The 2,924-nt window shown below is 66.0% G+C and carries 3 protein-coding genes; all 3 read left to right on the top strand.

Features of this window, described 5'->3' with window-relative positions:
• The first annotated feature begins 115 nt into the window (after positions 1-115).
• The 3 genes from BRAS3843_RS16175 to BRAS3843_RS16165 are packed head-to-tail and all read left to right on the top strand — an operon-like array spanning position 116 to position 2,792.
• Positions 116-1,174 (top strand): oligopeptide/dipeptide ABC transporter ATP-binding protein, encoded by a 1,059-nt coding sequence (locus BRAS3843_RS16175; RefSeq protein WP_008970025.1) that lies wholly within the window; start codon positions 116-118, stop codon positions 1,172-1,174.
• 11 nt (positions 1,175-1,185) lie between these two features.
• On the top strand, positions 1,186-1,383 hold the full coding sequence (locus tag BRAS3843_RS16170) for a hypothetical protein (protein WP_008970024.1): 198 nt from the start codon (positions 1,186-1,188) through the stop codon (positions 1,381-1,383).
• The gene (locus BRAS3843_RS16165; protein ID WP_008970023.1) at positions 1,380-2,792 is read left to right on the top strand and encodes an Asp-tRNA(Asn)/Glu-tRNA(Gln) amidotransferase GatCAB subunit A; all 1,413 of its coding nucleotides are present in this window, start codon (positions 1,380-1,382) and stop codon (positions 2,790-2,792) included. Before BRAS3843_RS16170 ends, BRAS3843_RS16165 begins: the two co-directional genes overlap by 4 nt.
• Positions 2,793-2,924 lie beyond the last annotated feature (132 nt).

Raw genomic sequence — 2,924 nt, 5'->3', positions numbered from 1 at the left:
GTCGGNGNGGTCTGTCTCCGCGGAGAGAAACCCCTCATCCGTCGCGGACTGCGTCCGCGCCACCTTCTCCCACAAGGGGAGAAGGAAGGCCTGTCGCTGCGCTGAGTGCATCATCATGAGTGGTGTGTTTGTGGCGGATCGATTGGAGCCGATCGCGGATCGTGGCGGCAGGGCGCAGCCGCTGTTGCAGGTCAATGGGCTGACCAAACATTTCCCGGTGCGCGGCGGCCTGTTCGGCGCGCGCAAGACCGTGCGCGCGGTCGACGACGTCTCGTTCGCGATCGCCAAGGGCGAGACAGTCGGCATCGTCGGCGAGTCCGGCTGTGGCAAGTCGACCACCGCGCGGCTCCTGATGCAACTGATGGATCGCGACGCCGGCGAGATCATCTATGACGGCATGCAGGTCGGGCACGAGATCTCACTTCGCGATCTCCGGCGCGGCATGCAGATGGTGTTCCAGGATTCCTACGCCTCGCTCAATCCGCGCCTGACAATCGAGGAATCGATCGCGTTCGGGCCGAAGGTGCATGGCATGGCGGACAATTCAGCGCGCGCGCTGGCACGCGAGCTGCTCGGCAAGGTGGGCTTGCGTCCGGAGACCTTTGCCAACCGCTATCCGCATGAGATTTCCGGCGGCCAGCGCCAGCGCGTCAATATCGCGCGTGCGCTTGCGTTCTCGCCGCGCTTGGTCATCCTCGACGAAGCCGTCTCGGCGCTCGACAAATCCGTCGAAGCGCAGGTGCTCAACCTGCTGATGGATCTGAAGCGCGAATTCGGGCTGACCTATCTCTTCATCAGCCACGATCTCAACGTCGTGCATTACATCTCCGACCGTGTGCTGGTGATGTATCTCGGCGAGGTCGTTGAGCTCGGCCCGGTCGAAGAGGTCTGGGCGAGGCCTGCGCATCCTTACACCCGGGCGCTGCTTGCTGCGATGCCGTCGTCCGATCCCGACAGGCGCACCGAGGTGCCGCCGATCTCGGGCGATCCGCCGAACCCGATCGATCCGCCGACCGGCTGCCGGTTTCACACCCGCTGCCCGTTCGCGGAGCCGCTTTGCGCAAATGCCGCACCGAAATTGGCCGAGCTCGATAGAATGGGGCATCAGGCCGCATGCTATATGGCGATCCCCGGATCAGGCCACAGCCGCAGCCTGGATGCCGTCGGAACCTAACGAGAGATCGCATGACCAAACCCACCCCTCAACATGTGAGCGCAATCGCGGAAGCCGCGGGGCTTCCCGTCGACAAGGATGTCGCGACCCGGATCGCCAATTCAATCGGACCGGCCTTCGAAGGCTTTGCGCCGATCGCCGGCACCCTGCCGATGGATCTGGAGCCGGCGAGCTTCGTGGTGGCGCAGTCGATCAAGGTGGCGCGATGAGTACCGAACCCGCTTTGATGACGCTGACCGCGGTCGCGAAGGCGATCGCCGACAAGCACCTGTCGTCGCATGAGGTGACGCGCTCCTGCCTGCACCGCATCGCGCAATGGCAGCCGCATCTCAACGCCTTCATGGCGATCGAATCCGAACCGGCGCTGAAGGCCGCGACCGGGGCCGATGCGGAGCTGGCCAAGGGCAATATCAAAGGCCCGCTGCACGGCGTGCCGCTCGCGCACAAGGACATGTATTACGATGCCGGCCATGTCTCGACTTGTGGCTCGCTGATCCGGCGCGACTTCGTCGCCACCACGACCTCGACCGCGCTGCAGCGGCTGAAGGATGCCGGCGCCGTCAGGCTCGGCACGTTGCAGATGGCGGAGTTCGCCTACGGCCCGACCGGCCACAATGCGCATTATGGCCCGGTGCAGAATCCCTGGAAGCTCGGTCATGTCACCGGCGGTTCGTCCTCCGGGTCGGGTTCGGCGGTCGCGGCGCGCCTCACTTTCGCGGCGCTCGGCTCCGACACTGGCGGCTCGATCCGCATGCCCGCGCATTTCTGCGGCGTCACCGGGCTGAAGGTGACCTGGGGCCGGGTCAGTCGGGCCGGCGCGATGCCGCTGTCGCAATCGCTCGACACCGTCGGGCCGTTGGCGCAGACCGCCGAGGATTGCGCGCTGCTGCTCGGCCTGATGGCCGGACCTGATCCGGAGGATCCGACCGCGAGTGCGGCCCCGGTCCAGGACTATGTCGCGGCCACATCGGCCTCGATCAAAGGTCTCAAGGTTGGCGTGCCCAAATCGTTCTATGTCGACGATCTCGATGCCGACGTGGCACGGGCGCTCGACCAGACGATTGCCCTGCTCAAGACCGAAGGCGCCGACATCGTGCAGGTCGAACTGCCCGACCAGCGCCAGCTCTCCTCCGCCTGCCAGCTGGTGCTGGCGGTCGAGGCGGCCGCCTTCCACAAGCGCTGGATGATCGAGCGCCCGCAGGATTATGGCCCGCAGGTGTTGATGCGGCTGCAGAACGCGCTCGCAATCCCCGGTGTGACCTATCTGGAAGCGCTGCGCTGGCGTGGCGCCGCGCTGGCCGCGCATATCGCAGCGACTGCAAACGTCGACGCCGTGATCGCGCCGGTGGCGCCGATCGTGGCGCCCTCGATCGCCGAGAGCGACGTCGGCGGCGCGCCGGGAGCGGAGGCCGTGATCCAGCGACTGACCCGCTTCACCCGCCCGATCAACTATCTCGGCCTGCCGTCGCTGGCGATCCCCGCTGGCTTTACGTCCTCAGGCCTGCCGGTCGGCATGCAGCTGATCGGGCGTTCGTTCGATGAGGCGACGCTGCTCACCATCGGCGGCGCATTCCAGCGCGCGACGGATTTCCACGCCAGGGTGCCGGCGCTGCCATGAGTGAGACTGGTACATCTCGCTGCGTCGTTTCACCCTCCCCTGGAGGGGGAGGGTCGATTGTGAATGCAATGAGCAATCGGGGTGGGGTGACGGCCTCTCCTTTGACGCGCAAGTCGATGGGATCTCACNCNC

The organism is Bradyrhizobium sp. STM 3843, assembly GCF_000239815.1.
Lineage (GTDB): Bacteria > Pseudomonadota > Alphaproteobacteria > Rhizobiales > Xanthobacteraceae > Bradyrhizobium.
The sequence above is the reverse complement of the archived record's forward strand: the minus strand, read 5'-3'. Positions and strand labels throughout refer to the sequence as shown.

Bases quoted from the DNA above. Each gene is read 5' to 3' on its own strand.
- BRAS3843_RS16175 (WP_008970025.1), top strand. From the start codon at position 116: ATGAGTGGTGTGTTTGTGGCGGATCGATTGGAGCCGATCGCGGATCGT.
- BRAS3843_RS16170 (WP_008970024.1), top strand. From the start codon at position 1,186: ATGACCAAACCCACCCCTCAACATGTGAGCGCAATCGCGGAAGCCGCG.
- BRAS3843_RS16165 (WP_008970023.1), top strand. From the start codon at position 1,380: ATGAGTACCGAACCCGCTTTGATGACGCTGACCGCGGTCGCGAAGGCG.